Raw genomic sequence first — 16,021 nt, forward strand, 5'->3', positions numbered from 1 at the left:
TCAAAGGAGTGCGCAATGATCCGTAAACAAGAAATTACAACATTTGAGTTCCCAGAAAATGCTGTAATCTGGGATGTACGAGATGCAAGTGCTTATGCTGAAGCACACGTGAAAGGAGCGGTCAATCACCCCATTAACGATCTTTCAGCAGATAGCCTGACTCAGGTGTCAGCGGATCAACCGATTTACATTTTATGTGGTGGTGGGAGTAAAGCTCCACGTGCAGCTGAAAAATTAGAAGGTTTTGACAGCTCACGTGAATATGTCATCCTGATGGGTGGTACTCGTGCTGCTCGTGATGCAGGTATGCCACTGGAACAAGGCGCATAATTGACCTTGTGAAAAAAAGCGCCGTCAGGCGCCTTTTTGTTGTCTAGATTTCTTCAAAGCCCCTTTTTTTAAAGAGGGGGTTAAACTCTTTCTAAAATCTCTCCCTTGCGGAACAGTGTTCCTCTCCCTTTATTAAAGGGAAGGCTCTTTAATCTTGAGGCTTAAAATAAGGCTTCTTGGCTTTTACCTTCTTTTGAAAACGTGTCACGTCGAGTTTCTTTACCAAGTTCGAAGGTGCGGGACAGGCTTCTCCTAAAATCTGGGCAGCCAGAATTTCACTACACAGTGGTGCAAACAGAAAACCTTTAGAGCCGAGACCAGCAAAACTATAAATCTCTTCATCTGCTTTCATTTTTCCGAGTAAAGGAAAATAATCCTGACTCTGGGCACGTACTGCTGCTCGACCTTGCCAGGTTTCGGTAGGTGGTAATGACTGTGCATATTCAGGAAAGACACTGTGGATAAGTTTATAATTATGCACATGATCTTCTATTAAGACTTCTGCATCATCCCGACCCGGATAGAAGGAAGCACCCAAAATCAGTTGTTCTGGACTGAGCTGCATACAGTAACCGCCGTAACTATAGGCTGTATCCTGATTTAAGGGCTGATCTTGATTATTGACCCAGCTAACCTGTCCACGAATCGGTTTCAGGACTGGATAATGTTCAAAGAATTGCTGGGTATCACGTGCGGTACATACAATGATGTGATTAAACTTGCCTAAGGATTGCTGATCTGCAAATAACTCAGGTTGTTCAGCAGCCTCAATATGACTAATTTGGGCTTGTTTATACTGAATAAGAGGATGCTGCAAAATTTCATCACGCAGTTGATGAGGTGAAACTGCGCCCGCTGCTAATAGTTTTAAAGCTGGAAATTCAGTTTGAATCTCTTGGTCTGCTGCACTTTGAGCAGCAAGAATGTCTGCGGGATATTCATCTACCAATCCTAAAAGCTGTTCAGGATTTTTTAAGGCAAGCTGATTGACCTGAATTAAGCGAAAAGCTTTAAATTTCTGATAATGATTTAAGGCATGCTGCCAGGCCACCGTCATCAGATGTTCAGCACTTTGCTCAACTGGACATAGTTTAGGATTAAGCAGGGCAAGGGGATTACCGGAACCGCCTGAAAGAGGCGCTGACTGGTCGTAAATCGTGACTTGATGACCACGCTGAGCGAATGCCAATGCCGTACTTAAACCTGCGATTCCAGCGCCAATCACAGCGATTTGACGAGGTCTGGTAGGACTCTCTAGATCTGGTTCAGTTTTTTTTTGAGCAATTTCCAGCTCTAAAACCGTTTCACTGTCTTTATTTTCTTCAACAGGATTCCAGATCGCTTTCAGCATTTCACGTTTATGGCCAAATCCACGTGGACGGGAAATGGAGATTCCATGCTGTTTTAAACCACGCTTTAAGACACCTGCAACACTGAAAGAAGCAAAAGTCGTTCCGATCTTGGATAAACGCACGATGTTATTTAAAACATTTTCTTCCCACATGTCCGGATTACACGAAGGTGCGAAGCCATCTAGAAACCAGGCATTAACTGGTGCAGTTTTTTCAATAACAGGAAAGACATCATGTGCATCTCCCAGCCACAGATCCAGACTGAAACGCTCTTCAGGAAAGCTGAGACGATGACAACCGGCAATCGGCATTGGATATTGGGAAATGAGTTGATCTGCTAGTGGTTTCAATTCTGGCCAAGCATTTAAGGCGCGAACTAGATCTGCTTTAGAAAGCGGAAATTTTTCTACTGAAATCGCATGCAGATGACTTTGATTATTCGGACGAACCTGTTGCCACAGCTGCCATAACGCCAGAATATTTAAACCCGTACCAAAACCCGTTTCACCGACACAGAAATATGCAAAAGGTTTTAAATCGGCCAGGCGGGTACTAAGGTCATTACCATTTAAAAAGACATGCCGGGTTTCCAGCAATCCATTGTCTTTGGAAAAATACACATCACCAAATTGCTTGGACACAGGCACATCAATGCCATCCACTAATTGCCAATCCAGATCGGCAGTTTGAATTGCATACGACAAAACGGGTACAACCTTAAAGATATTTGGAAAGCTTATAGATTACCACTGACGGCGACGTTTAGTATAAACATAGCTTGCAATCAGAAAGCCAAGTAATACACCGACCGCCAAAGTTGCAGCACCGTAGAGAAACATCTGGGCACTACGTTCACTTTGGAGGACCTGTACCTGAACCCCGAGATTGTCGTTCTTGAGCTGCAATTCCTGATTTTGTGACAGGGCTTCCAGATTGGCTTTTTCCAGTTGCTGTAGACGCGTTGCCTGATCTTTGACTAAAGCTTTGACTTTGGCATCTTGCTGGGCTTTCTGCTTGGCAATTTCCTCTGCAGTGAGCGGCTTTTTCTCAGTCGGCTGAACAGTCTGAGCAGTTGTCGCAACTGCTGGAATAATTCCGGCCTGCTGTGCAGAAGTGCCCTGAGCAGGTGCTTGCGTGGTAACAGCTTGAACAAGAGTAGCTGCTGGCTGTGTAGCCGGGGCAGCTGGAGCAGAAACTTCAACAGCCCAGGCAGAAGGAATCATGAAACAAAAGCCAATGAAACTGGCGGTAACAGCGCGCATGAACCTTATCCTTTAGGAAATGCTTTGTTAAATGGTTTCACATCAATATGCGCGTATACACCTTCTTTCAGGAATGGCTCATCCTGTAACCATGCATCCAGTGCTTCACGACTGTCAAAATCAACGATGATGGTACTGCCATAGAAACCGGCTTGTGGATTGGCTGGATCTTTAGGCATGGCACCTGCAACAATCAGACGGCCTTCAGTATCTAACTGTTCCAGACGTGCAAGATGTTGTGGACGAATCGCAAGGCGTTTTTCAACTGTACCTTCCTGGTCGGTACAGCTAACGACGAATAATGGCATGATGACTCTCTATCGTTTGTAGTGGGACTTATTCAGCTGTTCTAAAGTATTTGCGCAATACAATAAACTGAATAATGATAAAGGAAAACATCACAATCATGTCACCGAATGCAGTAAATTCGCCCCAATATTTTCCATCCATCCATAAATAAGCGAAGAAAGTATGCAGAAATGACATAAGGGTAAACATACCGACCCAGGCATAGTTTAATTTAAGCCAGCCTTTGGCACTCAAATTGAATACCGGTCCAAACAGACGCTGGATGAGTGGCTTCTTATCTTTGCTAAACCATGGCGATAATAGGAAAACGCCGGCAAAGACCAGATTCAGTAATACAGCTTTAAGACGGATATAGAAATCGTCGCTGAGCATCAGGGTAATACCACCGAAGATCACCGTCATAAACAGAACGATCCATTGCTGTTTGTCCAGGCGGAATTTTTGCATGACAAATAACGCACCATAAACCACCAGCATGGAAATGATCAGACCCGTAGTTGCAACGAGAATATTGTTATTGTCGACACCCCCCGCAGAACCGATCAATTGTAAAAGTTGATGGTCAGTGTCTTTTGGATCTACAGTTTTATATAAATAAAAGAAAATAATGAGTGGCACAAAGTCTAAAAGTGCTTTCATGTTAGAGTATCTAAATCTGATCAAATAAATGTCATAGTATAGAGATGCACGGCGTAGATTTACATACACATAGTAATATTTCTGATGGAACTTTGAGTCCTCAGCAATTGGTCGAAGCGGCTGCGGACAAACTTATCCATACTTTGGCCCTCACTGATCATGACACCATGGATGGTTTGGTGCTGGCTGAAGAAGCTGCCAAAAATCATGAGATTAAGATAATTTCTGGAGTCGAGATTTCCAGCCAGTGGTCACGTCCAGCGACCAAGAAAAATTATGGCGTACATATTGTGGCACTCAATGTTCAGAATCCTGAGCCGTTACAAAAAGCCCTCAATCAGCAGAAGATCATTCGTGCCGAACGCTCTAAACAGATCTGTGATCTTCTGGTTCCTTTAATAGGCCAGGATATTTATGCTGACGTGATTGCCAAAGTTGACAATATTCCTGATCGGGTTACCCGAACCCATATTGCCAAAACGCTGGTAGAAAAAGGCATTGTGACCCGTCCACAGCAGGCCTTTGATAAGTACATCAAGGAAGGTAAAAAGGCTTATGTCAAATTTGATGGTCTGGGTCTGGAAGAAACCATTCAGGTCATACATGACAGCGGTGGCTTTGCCGTGCTAGCTCATCCAACCCGTTATGACTTATCAGCCACCAATATTCGCTATCTTCTCGAGATCTTCGCCAAGTTTGGTGGAGATGCGGTGGAGCTACCGCCAGCCATTGATCCAAGTTCAACCCGTCAGATGGTCGACCGGATGATTGCAGAACAAGGTTTGAAAGTTTCGATCGGAAGTGATTTTCATGGCGATAATATGCCTTGGGTTAAACTCGGTCAGGTGCCAAGTTTAAAACCGGGACAGATCGGGATTTGGGAGAGTTTTGTTTAATGCGTTAAGCAGTAGTCGCAACACTGCTACCCATTCCAACGTGAAGGAATTCTCTCTTTGAATAAGAGAGGTAACCTATTAAAGCAAATTATTATCTTGAGCCTGAATCGGTGGTGGTGTCGGTTTACCTAAAGTTCCCAAGAGTTCAATTTCAATAGTACGAACCATAGAATCAAGTGGTAAGTCATTACTTTGTGTACCAAAAGGCTCTTCAATCTCTGAGCTTAAAGCATCGAGACCTAAGAAGGTATAAGCGAGAATGCCGACCAGAAAAGGGGTGAATAAACCTAAGGTTGCACCAAGGCTAAACGGCAGAATAAAACAGAAGAAATAAACAGTACGATTCAACAGAACTGAATAAGCAAAAGGTAAAGGAGTCGTCGCAATCCGGTCACAACCCGTCTGCACAATACTGAGTTCTGCGACATGATTATTCATCTGCATATAAATGATGTCAGAGATTTCACCTTCTTTGAGAGCCTGCATCAGCTCCCACTGGATCAGACTTAAAGTATATTGCGGGGCATTGGCCTGTTGATAAAGCTGGGTAATCGCCTGCTGGCTCATTCCACTGGTTTCCACCAGCTCAGTCGGATTGGCTGTCTGATGGCGTAAACGGTCACGCAGGACATTTGCGAAAACGATGACATGCTGAATCACACGTTCACGACGACCTTGGGACAACATCCGGCAGTCACGGTCAAAATGACGTGCATTGGCAATCAGAATACCCCAGAGTTTACGTGCTTCCCACCAACGGTCGTAACAGGCAGTATTTTTAAATCCGAGAAAGATAGACAGTACTACGCCGATGAGGGTAAAGCCAACGAGAGGGAGTTCTGGAAAATGAAAGTAACCTACACGTGAAAAACCACCAATAATGGCTGAAATCAGCATGACCACGCCTAAAGGAGGTAGAACCTTAGGTAAAATCGTTCCTCGCCAGGAAAATAATAATTTAAAAACGTCCTGCTGGTCACGTACGATCATTTATTGGAATCATCACAATTTTTTTCATGATCTTCTTGAGTTGTAGCTGCTTTGTCAAGTGCTATTCCCCCTTAGGCTTCAGGTTTGATGAGTTGCTGCTCAGCAAAGGAAAAACTGCCTTCCAGAGCAATAATACAATGATCAATTAAACGGATATCGACCAGTCGACATGCCTGTTGAATCTGGCGGGTCAGATACAGGTCAGCCTTAGAAGGAGTGGCTTGGCCCAAGGGATGATTATACGCAATCACAATTGAAGTTGCCTGTTGGGTAATGGCATATCTGAGCAACTGATTAATTGAAATATCACATGCATTCACAGAGCCATAAAACAGCTTTTTAAACGCAATTTTCCTTAAACTGGCGTCCAGACACAGGACCGCGAACACTTCCTGATTTTCACCCAATAATTCGAAACGTAAATAATCCCGCAGTCTTTTTGAATTACTTAGTTCTAAGGCATCCTGTTTAAGATGCTCGGCAGTATAACGCCGTCCTAATTCTTTAACCGCCATCAGTTGAGTATATTTGCTAATACCCATGCCATGAAACTGACTGACTTCTTTTAAGGGTGCATCGAGTAAAGCAGTTAAATGGCCAAAATGTTGAATCAGTAGCCGTGCTAATTCTACGGCCGAGTGCTGTTGTGAACCTGATCGGAGAAAAATGGCGAGTAGTTCCGCATCAGATAAACTTTCTGCTCCATATTGAATTAAACGTTCCCGCGGCCGTTCCAGTTCAGGCCAGTTTTTGATTGAAAATTGCATAGTTATTAGACTTATTTATTATGAATTATGAGTTTTCCCTGAAGCTGATCTCTTGGGAATGCAATTATTTAATGCTATTGTGAGCCCCACTGCAACAGAAAGGTAAGCTGTTCGTGAGCTTTGATCTAAGTGTAATTCCTCATAAAAATATCATTTTAGCAGTCACTGGCGGTATTGCTGCCTATAAAAGTGCCATTCTAGTTCGCCGTCTGAAAGATGCCGGGTTTAATGTGCGGGTTGTCATGACTCAAGGCGCACAGGCTTTCATTACTCCTTTGACCTTTCAAGCTTTGTCAGGCAATCCGGTACATACCGAGTTGCTGGATCCTGAAGCAGAAGCGGGCATGGGGCATATCGAGCTGGCACGTTGGGCTGATCTGTTATTAGTTGCACCAGCCAGTTGTGACACATTGGCAAAATTTGCTGCAGGTCTTGCAGATGATTTGCTGAGCACTTTGTATCTGGCAACTAATGCACCAGTCTGGGTCGCACCAGCCATGAACCAGCAGATGTGGGCTGCCAAAGCGACACAGCGTAATCTTGCGACTTTGATTGAAGATGGCGTGCATGTGATTATGCCGGATGCTGGTTCACAAGCCTGTGGTGATGTAGGCTTGGGGCGTATGCCGGAACCGGAAGATCTGGCACGTCAGGTCACGGAATATTTTCATAAAGCTCAGCGCGCGATTGCAGAAAAATTTGGCATGCTGGCGGGTAAGCAAGTCACGATTACGGCTGGTCCAACCCGTGAAGCGATTGATCCGGTACGTTATATTTCCAACCATAGTACCGGGAAAATGGGTTTTGCATTGGCAGCAGCCTGTTATGCAGCTGGAGCGAATGTGACCCTGATCGCTGGTCCAGTGAGCCTAGATACACCGAATGGCGTCAAACGTAAAAATGTTTCTTCTGCAGTACAAATGCTGAATGAAAGCATGCAAATGCTCGAGCAGGGTTGTGACATCTTCATTGCGACCGCTGCAGTAGCTGATTATCGTGTCGCACAGATAGCTGAGCATAAGATCAAAAAAGCAGGCGATGAGCTGAATGTTGCTTTAATAAAGAACCCGGATATTGTGGCGACCATCGCACAGCAGGAAAAACGTCCATTTATGGTGGGCTTTGCTGCAGAAACCCGAAATATTGAAGAATATGCAGCGGGCAAACTGGTGGCTAAAAAACTGGATATGATTGCCTGCAATGATGTTTCGCGTGCGGATATTGGCTTTGCATCCGATGAAAATGCCATGACGGTATTCTTTGCCGAACACTATCATCTGGATAAGCGTGATCTGGACAAGGCCTCTAAACAGGAAATTGCCCAGCAGTTGGTTGAAGCGATCCATGATGCCTTGCACCATGATCCTGCTGCAGAAGATGATTTTTAAGTTTTCAATGACGGTTAAAGCCCTGACTGATTCAGGGCTTTTTTATAGGATTTTTTACAATGAAGTTAAAAAACCAGTACAACATAAAAATAAAAACGACTTTATATACTAAGGATTTATTTATTCATTTATTTAAAAAAAGTATAAAATGGATCACAGAATAATCCAAAGATGAAAAGTTTTACACATCTGTAAAGCAGTGAAAGCACATAAGGGGGCGGGATGAAAAAAATCATAATGATATTGATGATCGCCTGTCTGGCTGGATGCAGCTATTTTGTATCGATTGATGAACTGGCCAAAAATATTCAAGGACAAATGCAGCAAGAATTTAATGCCAATCCGAATTATCAGCATTATCGTCTGACTGTGGTAAATGTAAAAATCCGCCATCGCAAAGGCAATGAGTTTGAAGCAGTTTCACATCTGAATTATCAGGGAAATGAATATCCCATTAATGTCAAAATTTCAAAGGTCAATGGTGGTTATAGCTGGGCAATTGAAGATGATGCTTTTGCCTTTATCGATGAAATCGAGATTGAGAAATATCGTCAGCAGCTGGATCGTGAACTGGAACAACTGGCTTCATCACTCGATGATCTAGAACCTGTGAATGAACCTACCAGCATTGAGTTAGGGCCAGATGTCCGTTCAGTTACAGAACCTGTCCTGCAAGCGGCTTCCTATGATGAAGAACCGATTCCGGTCGGAAATATTACGGCCTATACCCACTAATTTTTATTTTAGGTCATCAAAAAGCACCGGATCTCGGTGCTTTTTGATTTTAAGGCTGAACTTGATGTTCACGCAGATAATCTTCAGTACGCTGCATGGCTTCCTGAATATTCAATAATGCTGTTTCTACATCTTTTAGCGTTTTGGCATTGCCACCACTTAAAGCCTGACGCCATTTACGTGCACCTGGCAAGTTCTGAAATAAACCTAAAATATGACGGGTAATAATCGACAATGGTGCACCTTCAGCCATACGTTGGGCAATGTAAGGCAGCATTTGTTGCATGATTTCAAAACGGTCTGGTGCTTCGAGATTCCATAGTTGACCCAGCTCAGCTAACAGGTATGGGTTGTGATAGGCTTCGCGGCCAATCATCACGCCATCGACATGCTTGAGATGTTCAAGCGTTTCTGCGTAGGTTTTAATCCCGCCATTAATTTCAATGGTCAGTTTTGGACGGTCCTGCTTCAGACGGTAAACATCTTCATAGCGCAGTGGCGGGATTTCACGGTTTTCTTTAGGTGAAAGACCTTGGAGTAAAGCAATTCGCGCGTGCACGATAAAATTATCGCAACCGGTTTTGGCGACCGTATCCACAAAATGCAGCATTTCTTCATAAGAATGCATGTCATCAATACCAATGCGGTGTTTCACACTCACCGGAATATCAACGGCATTACGCATTGCATCAATACATTCTGCGACCAGATCAGGTTCGGCCATCAGGCAGGCACCGATTTTATTATTTTGTACCCGGTCACTCGGACAGCCGACATTCAGGTTAACTTCATTGTAACCCCAGTCCTGAGCCATTTTAGTACAAGTTGCCAGATCTTGAGGATTGGAACCGCCGAGCTGTAACACAATCGGATATTCTTCTTTATTGAAGTCCAGATGGCGTTTAGCATCGCCATGAATGATGGCACCTGTCGTCACCATTTCGGTATATAAAATGACATTTGGATTAAACAGGCGCGCAAAGAAACGATAATCTTTGGTGGTCCAGTCCATCATCGGCGCAACACTGATGCGAGGTTGAAGTTTGTTTTCAATGGTGCTGAGATCAGTCATTCAAAATCACGCCTTAAATGAAATGGAAGAGTAATAGCAGTACAAGAATGAGCAAGAATTGCTGGAAATCTGCTCAAAAAAAGCAGTACTGTAAAAAGAGGGCGTAATACTAGCATAAAATTTGCATGATCAAAGGCTGAACTGCATGAGGATCTATAACTGTTATTCCAATAAAGATATTTAACAAGAGAAATTGTGGGAATTGAAAAAATAAACTCCCAGTCATTCGGCAATGCTATATTCTGAGATATTTAAGATTAAGATAAAGAAAACGAGATAAATAAGGAGAATAACGATGCTCATGTTGGAGGAGATTTATAAAAGCAAAAAACCTCAACATTCAGACTATTTTAATTTACGGATTCAACGGGGACTTAGTTGGTTTAAAAAAGCATTAGAGCTGGATGAGGAACTAGAGTTTAAGTTTATTAGCCTGTGGATCAGTTTTAATTCGATTTATGCACAAGAAACAGAGGTTCGTCAGGATCAACAAAGCCTGCATCAATTTCTGGAAACCCTCTGTCAAAAAGATGTGGAACAAAAACTTCAGCATATTGTCTGGGAGAAATACAACCAGCCAATTTCTGCACTGCTGGATAGCCCTTATACCGATCAAGGTTTCTGGGATTATCGCCATCATAAAGTCAGTCTGGAAAGCTGCCGTGAAGCATTAGACCAGCAAAAGCAGAAAATACAAAAGGCTGTACAGGAACGAAATTTAAGTGAAATTTTATTGGTGATTTTTAACCGTCTTTCCACCTTGCATTATCAGCTTATGCAGGGCGGTGTGACTTATCAGAGCTCGTTTAACGTCAAGCAACTTCAAGACAGCTGTCGGGTTCTGGCCGGGTTACTGCCCACTTTTATCTGCATCCTTTTGGAAAATGCAGCGACTTGGGATTCGGGTAAACCTTATTACCCAGTCGTACAAGTCAGTTAAATTTGTTTAAGCTTTTGCTCGATGCTGCTGCCATTGATCAATTAGTGCAAACAGGGTGGCGCATAGTGCCAAGCCAAGTCCAAACAGACAGGTCATGCTCCAGCCACCATGATGCCAGGCATAAACCCCCAAGGCAGAACCACAGGCCCCACCAATAAAATACAGCGTCATGTAAATAGAGTTCAGGCGTGATTTGGCATCCGGGCGCAAGCGGAAAATCACGTTCTGATTACAGCTATGAGTAATCGCCAGGCCTAAGTTAATCAGGGCATAACCTAGAATATAACTGAGCAGGGACACGCCACCAAAATATAAAAATAGCCAGCTTCCTGCCAAAATTGAACAGCCAATCCAGGTTAGGATCTTGATATAGCCGCGATCCGCCCATTTGCCAATAACCTGAGTCGACAGCGCACCAAAAACACCAACTAGTGTTACTAGGCCCACCATCACATCAGAAAGATGAAAAGGTTTCTGGGTCAGCAGCAGGGCAATGGTTGAAAACAGCATGCTCATGGCTGCAAAGGCACATGCACCAATCAGGGAGCGTAAGCCCAGTCGCGGTTCCTCACGCAGTAGCATACCCATGGATTTAAAAATTGCTGCATAGCTGATACGCATACGCGGCATGCTGGGCAATTGTCCTTTTAAGTAAAAGCCCAAAACCAGCAGTGCCATACTACTGAGCGCATAAATGGTTTTCCAGTGAAACAGGTCTGAAAGAAGGCCGGCAATACTGGTCGACAATAAGATACCGACTAATAAGCCACTCATAAGAAAACCGACCACTTCTCCGGTTTTTTCAGGTCGGACAGCCATCGTAGCTAATGGAATCAGAATCTGGGCAGCAACAGAAAATAGCCCGGCAATAATAGTGCCCACCCAGAGCATCGGCAGGTTGACTGCTGTGGCACAGATCAGCAAGCCTAATGCGGCACCAAACATCAAAAAAGGAATGAGTCTGGACTTATTCAGCATGTCTCCCAAAGGCACAATAAACAGCAGGCCCAAGGCATAAGACACCTGCGCAAAGGTCACGGTCAGCGCCACTTGGGATTCTGGTACCTGATAATATTGCTGAATCGAGGAGATAAGCGGTTGGCAATAATAGTTTGCACCTGCACATAAACCACATGCGATCGCCATCAGCCATAACAGAGATTTATTTTGACTGATATCGAGAGGAGGAGTCATGGCAAGTACCTTAAGCTCAGGGAGAATTTTTATAAAGAACATCAAAGATGATGCATAGGTTGCAGGCACTATAGGCGAAAACCCGTCAGGATAAAAGTAGAAAAATAGTGCAAAGTGCTCGAACTCATAGAAGAGAAATGCCACAAAAAAGTACTTTTCTGGATTGATAAGAGATGAAAATTCGCTAGAAATTTAACTTTTTCACTTGAGAAAATGGACTTGGAAGCGCTTTGTATTAAGTCATCTTATTTAAGACCAAGTGACAGATCTCAATCTGAATCAGTGATTGCCCAAAATTGGTGCAGAATGAAGAATTTGTAAATCTGATGGTGGGCTGAGTATTAATATAATAAATGTTGCAGAATATTTTTTCACTTATTTCAGGTAAGTCTTAAGACTTGAGCTGAATAAGTCAAATAAGTGAATCTCAAATCAATTTTTTCATCATTAATTCATATTTTTTATGAGTGAAAAATGAAAAAGTTATAGGAAAACAGTATTTTTAGAGTTTAAAAATAAATATTCAAAAATAGATTAAAATTGTCAAAAAGGTCAAAAACAGAAAACTGCCCTAGAAAAGTGCCTTAATTTAGGCTTTATCAGTTCATTTGAAATAAAGATTTGCTTAGCAGGAAAAATGAAATATCTGTCAGAATGATCAATGTAACAAAATAAAACAAAAAGTAATCTAATAAAAAATAACTAAGAAAACAGTCATCGTTCAAGAGAATGAATATCGTTTATAAATTCAGCAAATCAAAATAATCAGGCTGAACTAATAAATGCTATATGACTGCATCATTTTTATGAATCGTCAGTTCAAAATATGGGTATTTATTAAATAAATAATAGGTAGTAATTTCTAGAAGTTTAATTAGAATCCAAAAATTCAACAAAAACACATCCTGAGGGGAAGCACCGTAAATTGCGGTGTTTACTTAAGAAAAAATTAGCTTGAGGGACGCTCATGCAGATTGGAATTCCAGCCGAAACTGTCATCGGTGAAAATCGCGTCGCTGCGACGCCTGAGACAGTAAAGAAATTGATCAGCGCTGGTCATAGTGTGGTGATCGAACGTGGAGCAGGTGTTAAAGCTGCCTACATCGACAGTGCCTATGAGCAAGTTGGTGCCAAAATTACGGATGATGCCTACACCGGTAGTCAGATAGTTTTGAAAGTTCGTGCACCGAAAGGTGAGGAAATTCAAAAGCTGTCAGCCAACACCACGGTTGTAGCGATGTTTGACCCATACCGCAATACCGAGCTTGACCAGTTCGCGGCACAGAATGTGTCTGCATTTGCTCTTGAGCTTTTGCCACGTACGCTGTCACGTGCGCAAAACATGGACGTATTGTCTTCGCAAGCGAATCTCGCAGGTTATAAATCAGTGCTTTTAGCTGCTGCTGAATATCAGCGCATGTTCCCAATGCTGATGACAGCGGCAGGTACGGTGAAACCGGCTCGTGTCGTGATCATGGGGGTCGGGGTAGCAGGCCTTCAAGCAATTGCAACAGCGAAACGCCTAGGTGCAGTCGTAGAAGCAACTGACCTTCGTCCGACTGCCAAAGATCAGGTTGAGTCTTTAGGCGGTAAATGGCTAGACGTGCCAATGTCTCCTGAAGAGCAGGCACGTGCTGATGAAGCAGTTAAAAACGGTTATGGCTGGATGCCAGGTGAACAGTACATCAAGGATCAGGCCGCGATTGTCGATAAAGCGGTATCGAATGCCGATATCGTGATTACCACTGCATTGTTACCAGGTCGTGATGCACCGCGTTTAATCCGCGCTGAAACTGTAGCCAAGATGAAGCCAGGCTCAGTCATTCTGGATATGGCAGTGGAATCAGGCGGTAACGTGGAAGGTTCTAAGTGCGGCGAAACTGTTGTGACTGAAAATGGTGTGAAGATTCTGGGTGTTCCAAATATCCCATCAACGGTGTCGACTGAAGCTTCAGCGCTATATGCACGTAACGTGTATAACTTTGTTGAAACACTTTTTGATGCAGATAAGAACTTTGTCCTGAATCAGGAAGATGAAATTCAAAAAGCCCTACTTGTCACTCACGGCGGCCAAGTGCTGTTAAAACGTGGTTAAGGAGCAGACTCATGGTTGAAACAATTACGATTTTCGTCCTGGCCATCTTCGTGGGTTACTACGTAGTTTGGGGGGTAACACCAGCACTACATACGCCATTGATGGCGGTGACCAATGCCTTGTCTTCGATCATTATCGTGGGCGCAATGATTCAAACTGTTGGCTTGCCAATGGTGGGCGTTGAAGGCAGCGTGGATTTCCAGACCATTAACGTGGTGAGTGTACTGGGGGCAATCGCAGTATTTCTGGCGAGCATTAATATTTTCGGTGGCTTTGCCGTGACTGCACGTATGCTGGAAATGTTCAAACCTAAGCAAAAGAAAAAAGAGGGTTAAACCATGGAATTTATTCGAGAGTATGCGGATTGGTTCTACCTGATTGGCGCCGTTCTTTTTATCTTAACGCTACGTGGTTTGTCTGGTCCTAAAACTGCAATTGCAGGTAACCGCTACGGTATGATTGCCATGGCGATTGCTGTAGTCACCACATTCTTTGTCGCTGAAAATCCAGTAGTCTGGATGATTCTTGCAGCCATGGCGGCGGGTGCAGTGGTGGGTATTGCGCGTGCACGTACTGTACCAATGACCCAGATGCCAGAAACTGTGGCACTTATGCACTCACTGGTGGGTCTGGCTGCAGTATTGATTGCAGTTGCAGCAATTATCCATAACAACAAGCTGGTTGAATTGGGTCCGGACCTGTTGGCTGCAAATGGTGTGACTTTCCATGAAATGAGCAAGGTTCACCTGTTTGAACTGTTTGTGGGCTGTTTTGTGGGGGCGATTACCTTTACTGCTTCTGTATTTGCATACGGTAAGCTGGCTGCAAAGAAATGGGCAAAAACCATTTCAGGTGGCTGGGTAAAACCGATTCAGGCTCTGATCTTTATTGCAATGCTGGCAGCAGGGATTCACTTCTTCCTGACAGGTAGCATGACATCTTTCTGGGCAATGACTGGTTTTGCACTGGCATTTGGCTGGGTATGGATTGCACCAGTAGGCGGTGGCGATATGCCGGTTGTGGTTTCGCTATTGAACTCATTCTCAGGCTGGGCAGCAGCAGGGATTGGTTTCACACTCGAAAACAACATGCTGATCGTTGCAGGTTCGCTGGTTGGTTCTTCAGGTGCGATTCTGTCTTACATCATGTGTAAAGCGATGAACCGTTCAATCATCAACGTATTGTTTGGTGGTGCGATGGGCGGTGCCGCTGCGCCGACAGCAGCTGCGGGTGCACAAGTGCAACGTAACTACCGTTCAGGTTCTGCGGATGATGCTGGCTTCTTAATGTCAAATGCAGACAGCGTTGTCATTGTACCGGGTTATGGTATGGCACAAGGCCGTGCACAAAATGCAGTTAAAGAACTGGCAAACTTGCTGAAAGAGCAGGGCGTGACTGTACGTTTTGCGATTCACCCGGTTGCTGGTCGTATGCCAGGTCATATGAACGTATTGCTTGCAGAAGCTGATGTTCCTTATGAAGACATTCTGGAAATGGACGAGATCAACTCGGACTTCCCGGCAACTGACGTAGTACTGGTCATTGGTGCAAACGACGTGGTAAACCCGGCTGCAAAAGACGATCCGAACTCTCCGATCTACGGCATGCCAATTCTGGAGGCTCACAAGGCGCGTACCATTATGGTCATCAAGCGTTCTATGGCGACCGGTTATGCAGGTCTGGACAATGACCTGTTCTATAACGACAAAACCATGATGATTTTCGGTGATGCGAAGAAAGTTGTGGAAGATATGACCAAAGCGATTAATGGTACAGGTCACTAAGACTTTCCATTCACTGGATCATCTAAAATCCCCCTTTCAAAAGGGGGATTTTTCCATTTAAATTATAGATAAATTCTCCCTCCTATATAAAAGCTGAATCGGAAAGAATTACAAAATAAAATTAGCTACGGTGTTTTATTTTTAGAAAATTGGTCTAGATAAAATTGCAACAAAACGTTTAAAAAATGGGCTGAATGATTAAATCTGATAGCAAAACGAATTTATTAAAGTTATTGATCCATAAATTTCTAGGACGTGTCCTCATTTG

16 protein-coding genes are annotated in these 16,021 nt (G+C 43.6%); 8 read left to right on the forward strand and 8 right to left on the reverse strand.

Features of this window, described 5'->3' with window-relative positions:
- Positions 1-15: 15 nt before the first annotated feature.
- On the forward strand, positions 16-330 hold the full coding sequence (locus B3143_RS00735) for a rhodanese-like domain-containing protein (protein WP_286739141.1): 315 nt from the start codon (positions 16-18) through the stop codon (positions 328-330).
- 148 nt (positions 331-478) lie between these two features.
- Here B3143_RS00735 and mnmC read toward each other — a convergent pair whose 3' ends face one another.
- From mnmC to B3143_RS00755, 4 genes are read right to left on the reverse strand one after another with little or no spacing between them, the layout of a single operon-like run.
- Positions 479-2,386 (reverse strand): FAD-dependent 5-carboxymethylaminomethyl-2-thiouridine(34) oxidoreductase MnmC, encoded by a 1,908-nt coding sequence (gene mnmC, locus B3143_RS00740; protein WP_286739142.1) that lies wholly within the window; start codon positions 2,384-2,386, stop codon positions 479-481.
- A 39-nt stretch (positions 2,387-2,425) separates the two neighbouring features.
- Positions 2,426-2,944: a hypothetical protein gene (locus B3143_RS00745; protein WP_005233837.1), complete on the reverse strand. Its 519-nt coding sequence runs from the start codon at positions 2,942-2,944 to the stop codon at positions 2,426-2,428.
- 5 nt (positions 2,945-2,949) lie between these two features.
- Positions 2,950-3,252 (reverse strand): YciI family protein, encoded by a 303-nt coding sequence (locus B3143_RS00750; RefSeq protein WP_261635327.1) that lies wholly within the window; start codon positions 3,250-3,252, stop codon positions 2,950-2,952.
- 28 nt (positions 3,253-3,280) lie between these two features.
- The gene (locus tag B3143_RS00755) at positions 3,281-3,892 is read right to left on the reverse strand and encodes a septation protein IspZ (RefSeq protein WP_005233839.1); all 612 of its coding nucleotides are present in this window, start codon (positions 3,890-3,892) and stop codon (positions 3,281-3,283) included.
- Positions 3,893-3,936: 44 nt separating this feature from the next.
- Here B3143_RS00755 and B3143_RS00760 point away from each other — a divergent pair, with 44 nt between their 5' ends.
- Positions 3,937-4,788 carry a PHP domain-containing protein gene (locus tag B3143_RS00760; RefSeq protein WP_286739144.1) on the forward strand — a complete coding sequence of 284 codons (852 nt, stop codon included), beginning with the start codon at positions 3,937-3,939 and terminating at the stop codon, positions 4,786-4,788.
- A gap of 78 nt (positions 4,789-4,866) precedes the next feature.
- On the opposite strand, the gene B3143_RS00765 is transcribed toward B3143_RS00760, so the two are convergent.
- On the reverse strand, positions 4,867-5,778 hold the full coding sequence (locus B3143_RS00765) for a bestrophin family protein (RefSeq protein WP_005233841.1): 912 nt from the start codon (positions 5,776-5,778) through the stop codon (positions 4,867-4,869).
- Positions 5,779-5,849: 71 nt separating this feature from the next.
- Entirely contained in the window at positions 5,850-6,545 is a 696-nt protein-coding gene (gene radC / locus B3143_RS00770) for a RadC family protein (protein ID WP_286739146.1), read from the reverse strand.
- A 113-nt stretch (positions 6,546-6,658) separates the two neighbouring features.
- Between radC and coaBC the strand changes: the two genes are divergently transcribed.
- Complete coding sequence (coaBC, locus tag B3143_RS00775; RefSeq protein WP_262736440.1) at positions 6,659-7,933, forward strand: bifunctional phosphopantothenoylcysteine decarboxylase/phosphopantothenate--cysteine ligase CoaBC; 1,275 nt, start codon at positions 6,659-6,661, stop codon at positions 7,931-7,933.
- Between the two features lie 222 nt (positions 7,934-8,155).
- Entirely contained in the window at positions 8,156-8,668 is a 513-nt protein-coding gene (locus B3143_RS00780; RefSeq protein ID WP_214001915.1) for a hypothetical protein, read from the forward strand.
- 49 nt (positions 8,669-8,717) lie between these two features.
- Here B3143_RS00780 and dusA read toward each other — a convergent pair whose 3' ends face one another.
- Positions 8,718-9,740 (reverse strand): tRNA dihydrouridine(20/20a) synthase DusA, encoded by a 1,023-nt coding sequence (dusA, locus tag B3143_RS00785; protein ID WP_286739147.1) that lies wholly within the window; start codon positions 9,738-9,740, stop codon positions 8,718-8,720.
- A gap of 295 nt (positions 9,741-10,035) precedes the next feature.
- Between dusA and B3143_RS00790 the strand changes: the two genes are divergently transcribed.
- Complete coding sequence (locus B3143_RS00790) at positions 10,036-10,680, forward strand: HEPN domain-containing protein (protein ID WP_286739149.1); 645 nt, start codon at positions 10,036-10,038, stop codon at positions 10,678-10,680.
- Positions 10,681-10,686: 6 nt separating this feature from the next.
- Here B3143_RS00790 and B3143_RS00795 read toward each other — a convergent pair whose 3' ends face one another.
- Complete coding sequence (locus B3143_RS00795; protein ID WP_286739151.1) at positions 10,687-11,874, reverse strand: MFS transporter; 1,188 nt, start codon at positions 11,872-11,874, stop codon at positions 10,687-10,689.
- Positions 11,875-12,841: 967 nt separating this feature from the next.
- Here B3143_RS00795 and B3143_RS00800 point away from each other — a divergent pair.
- The 3 genes from B3143_RS00800 to B3143_RS00810 are packed head-to-tail and all read left to right on the forward strand — an operon-like array spanning position 12,842 to position 15,753.
- Positions 12,842-13,969, forward strand: a complete 1,128-nt coding sequence (locus tag B3143_RS00800) for a Re/Si-specific NAD(P)(+) transhydrogenase subunit alpha (protein ID WP_286739153.1) — start codon at positions 12,842-12,844, stop codon at positions 13,967-13,969.
- An 11-nt stretch (positions 13,970-13,980) separates the two neighbouring features.
- Positions 13,981-14,304: a proton-translocating transhydrogenase family protein gene (locus B3143_RS00805; RefSeq protein WP_004783638.1), complete on the forward strand. Its 324-nt coding sequence runs from the start codon at positions 13,981-13,983 to the stop codon at positions 14,302-14,304.
- 3 nt (positions 14,305-14,307) lie between these two features.
- Positions 14,308-15,753, forward strand: coding sequence for an NAD(P)(+) transhydrogenase (Re/Si-specific) subunit beta (locus tag B3143_RS00810; protein WP_286739154.1), 1,446 nt, complete (start codon positions 14,308-14,310; stop codon positions 15,751-15,753).
- Positions 15,754-16,021 lie beyond the last annotated feature (268 nt).

Origin of the sequence: Acinetobacter sp. UBA1496 (assembly GCF_002324975.1) — a bacterium.
In the GTDB taxonomy this organism is placed as follows: Bacteria; Pseudomonadota; Gammaproteobacteria; order Pseudomonadales; family Moraxellaceae; genus Acinetobacter; species Acinetobacter variabilis.

Coding starts and splice junctions, on each gene's coding strand:
- B3143_RS00735 (WP_286739141.1), top strand. CDS start 16: ATGATCCGTAAACAAGAAATTACAACATTTGAGTTCCCAGAAAATGCT.
- B3143_RS00745 (WP_005233837.1), bottom strand. CDS start 2,944: ATGCGCGCTGTTACCGCCAGTTTCATTGGCTTTTGTTTCATGATTCCT.
- B3143_RS00810 (WP_286739154.1), top strand. CDS start 14,308: ATGGAATTTATTCGAGAGTATGCGGATTGGTTCTACCTGATTGGCGCC.
- B3143_RS00780 (WP_214001915.1), top strand. CDS start 8,156: ATGAAAAAAATCATAATGATATTGATGATCGCCTGTCTGGCTGGATGC.
- radC (WP_286739146.1), bottom strand. CDS start 6,545: ATGCAATTTTCAATCAAAAACTGGCCTGAACTGGAACGGCCGCGGGAA.
- B3143_RS00805 (WP_004783638.1), top strand. CDS start 13,981: ATGGTTGAAACAATTACGATTTTCGTCCTGGCCATCTTCGTGGGTTAC.
- B3143_RS00760 (WP_286739144.1), top strand. CDS start 3,937: ATGCACGGCGTAGATTTACATACACATAGTAATATTTCTGATGGAACT.
- B3143_RS00750 (WP_261635327.1), bottom strand. CDS start 3,252: ATGCCATTATTCGTCGTTAGCTGTACCGACCAGGAAGGTACAGTTGAA.
- B3143_RS00755 (WP_005233839.1), bottom strand. CDS start 3,892: ATGAAAGCACTTTTAGACTTTGTGCCACTCATTATTTTCTTTTATTTA.
- B3143_RS00790 (WP_286739149.1), top strand. CDS start 10,036: ATGCTCATGTTGGAGGAGATTTATAAAAGCAAAAAACCTCAACATTCA.
- B3143_RS00765 (WP_005233841.1), bottom strand. CDS start 5,778: ATGATCGTACGTGACCAGCAGGACGTTTTTAAATTATTATTTTCCTGG.
- B3143_RS00795 (WP_286739151.1), bottom strand. CDS start 11,874: ATGACTCCTCCTCTCGATATCAGTCAAAATAAATCTCTGTTATGGCTG.
- dusA (WP_286739147.1), bottom strand. CDS start 9,740: ATGACTGATCTCAGCACCATTGAAAACAAACTTCAACCTCGCATCAGT.
- B3143_RS00800 (WP_286739153.1), top strand. CDS start 12,842: ATGCAGATTGGAATTCCAGCCGAAACTGTCATCGGTGAAAATCGCGTC.